Below are 2,744 nucleotides of genomic sequence, written 5' to 3'. Positions count from 1 at the left end.
CCCAACACTCATCCCAGCCAGTAGCTTTTGTGTCCCTGTTTTCCTCTACAACCTCAGTTAATTTGAGATTGGAGACATAACTTTTAGCTGTTTCAATATCTACAGGCTCTGATTCGATGAAAGTGGCGTAACCAGCTAGAAGCGTGCCGTACTGCTTACCATCTCTAGCAGAACCTAATATATCTCCAGCAGCCTCAACAAACACTTTGATATTATTTTCCAGCGTTGATAAACGTGATATCATAAGGTTGTTTAGAAGGGTGCTGAATCCAGCTTTTTCCAATTCTAAAAAAGATTTTTTAATGAATTGAAAATCAGCTTTTGATTCTGTGGTTTGTGGCTTCTTGACTATTTCCAATATTGAAATTCTGCTTTGGTCAGCCAGTTCTTTGATGTAGGGATTGATAGAAGCAAAACAGAACATGCACCTGATACGGTAAGAATGAGCTTCACCGCTTACCGTTCCTTTAATTGCTGTAGCTTCATCATCACTTGAGGCATTTCTTGCAAGTGTTAGGAGTGAGTCAAGCCTCAAGCGATCTTTAGTCGTATTAGGTTCTGATTCATCTACCACCGCTGGAATGGCGTTATGTTTGAGACGCTGCCTTAATCCTGCCTCGGTGGTGCTACCTTTTGCGCTAATATAGTTTTTAGCTCCCAATGCAATTCTAACCGCTTCGAGTACCGTGTCTGATTTCCCAGCTCCATGCTCACCAGTTACCCAAATGTGAGGTCTCCAGTCGAGCAATCCACAAAATAGAGCTAATACAAGCCAGCCCAAGAATAATTGACTATGAGCTTCATCCTTCCAATAAATCCGATTTATAGCAGCAAGGAATAAAGCTATTTGCTCATCTGTAGCGCATTCATTTGAATATTTTTCTTTAGCTGTTGCTCGTTGATAAACCCCTCTAAGTGAGGGATCTAGCATTGAGATGATTTTTCTGTTAACCAAGTCTTCAAGAGCGTTACCTCGATGATGTATAATCCTATTTCCGTCCTTCCAAAAACCTAAGCCTCGTACAGCTTCACAGGAATAAACGCCAGCCTTAGCACATCTCCGCATAATGTCATCTGCTGCCTGAATCCAATCAGGAGCTTTCTTTGCATCTCCATTATCGTTGTATTGAGGGTAATTCTTTCTCCACCATGACAATGGAGCTAGTTGTAGTAAGTTAGATTCTTTCAAATCTCTAGCTTTGAATGGTAATACTTGAAGTTGCTCTTTAGATATGAGGTAGTAAACACCTGAATCATAGCCTAGCTCCCTGAAAGGTTTCTCTTTTGATTTTTCTTTATTTTTTCTTGGTTTTGATTTCTCTTTTTCCAATTCAATAATGTTAGATGTGTTATCTAATGTAGCTCGGTTTTCTTCGATTGATTCTATAACTTCTGATTGTGTAGAGAGATCCATCTCTTACGCCTCCACTTTTTGGAAGTATTGGCATATTTCAGCAGTCGGATACATGACTCTGCTTCGTCCATTGTGTTGCATCAACACGCCTTGAGGGAAAGTGGGATCAAATCTTTTTGCGTAATAGAACAATGCTTTTGATTTTCCTGAAAGTGTAATAGCCACATCAGTAGTGATCATTGAAGGAAGGGTAAATTGAGGGGTGTCTTTATTGATAGATTTCATTGAAATCACCTTATTTTCAGTGACTTCTAGGAATCGAACAGACAGTTGAATAAAACACGATAAACTTACAAAATATGATTATAATAGTCATCTATAGTCATCTATAGTCATCTATAGAGCTATAAAATCTTGATCAAAGTTCGTAAATTACGTATTCTAGACTACAGGTTTGCCACAACCTAGAAGTCAAATTTATTTAATCCCCGTTTTCCAACGGGTGCAATAGAACCACTTGTTACACGTTATCTGTCGCCAAACATCAAACGTGTTTAAGTGGTTTTTTTGTGCTCGTAATACGTTTAGCACATTATTAATACTACAGTAAAAATAATGGAAATTACACCATCAAAAACGTACAGATAAACATATTTAACTTATGAGATAATTGATACTTAAGCATGAAGACAAGTGAGAAAACATGAGAACAAGAAATAGATTTAACTTGCTTAGGTAAACTTAAGTTTTGTTAATGAATTCTGGCGTATTTTGATAAAAAAGTTGTTTTATAAATTTAAATTCCATCTATGTAGTGAATTCCTAAGTTTCGATTTATTAATAAATTTTACATTTAAATTTTTAAATTTAACTAAATAAAAATAAAATGACTTTATATAATAAATTTTTAAAATATCTTTATTATATACACTTATAATATCCATAAAATAATGTACAGTTAACAAAAACCGGTTTTACAATAAATTTTAAGTTATTGATATTATTATTTTTATTTTTGTAAACCTCAAATGACAAATATGTCTGTTTTTGATGGTTAATAGCCATATTTAAATTTTCACCTCTACCTAAAAACTTCAATTTCCCTCCCATTAATGCCATTAAATGGCTACCAAATCCTTTTTCATCACTTATTTTTTAAATATAAAAACTCATGAAGTAAATAAATAAAATAAATACACTTAAGTAAAATTTAAAATTATAAACAAATAAAAATAATACTAACTGTACACATAGACTAATAATTAAAAATAAGCGCGCATGTAAATAAAATATTAACTATACACGCACCTAGTCTACATACATATAACTGTACAACTAGACTTATAAGTCTAGTTGTACAGTTATATGTATGTAGACTAGGTGCGTGTAT

2 protein-coding genes are annotated in these 2,744 nt (G+C 34.1%); both read right to left on the bottom strand.

What is annotated here, in order from left to right:
- On the bottom strand, nucleotides 1-1,414 hold a 1,414-nt coding region (locus tag G468_RS0116935; RefSeq protein WP_026824028.1), incomplete at its 3' end, for a hypothetical protein.
- A gap of 3 nt (nucleotides 1,415-1,417) precedes the next feature.
- Nucleotides 1,418-1,639 carry a hypothetical protein gene (locus G468_RS0116930; RefSeq protein ID WP_026824027.1) on the bottom strand — a complete coding sequence of 74 codons (222 nt, stop codon included), beginning with the start codon at nucleotides 1,637-1,639 and terminating at the stop codon, nucleotides 1,418-1,420.
- Nucleotides 1,640-2,744: the final 1,105 nt, after the last annotated feature.

This window comes from Arsenophonus nasoniae DSM 15247 (assembly GCF_000429565.1).
Taxonomy (GTDB): Bacteria; Pseudomonadota; Gammaproteobacteria; order Enterobacterales; family Enterobacteriaceae; genus Arsenophonus; species Arsenophonus nasoniae.
The sequence above is the reverse complement of the archived record's forward strand: the minus strand, read 5'-3'. Positions and strand labels throughout refer to the sequence as shown.

Bases quoted from the DNA above. Each gene is read 5' to 3' on its own strand.
- G468_RS0116930 (WP_026824027.1), bottom strand. From the start codon at position 1,639: ATGAAATCTATCAATAAAGACACCCCTCAATTTACCCTTCCTTCAATG.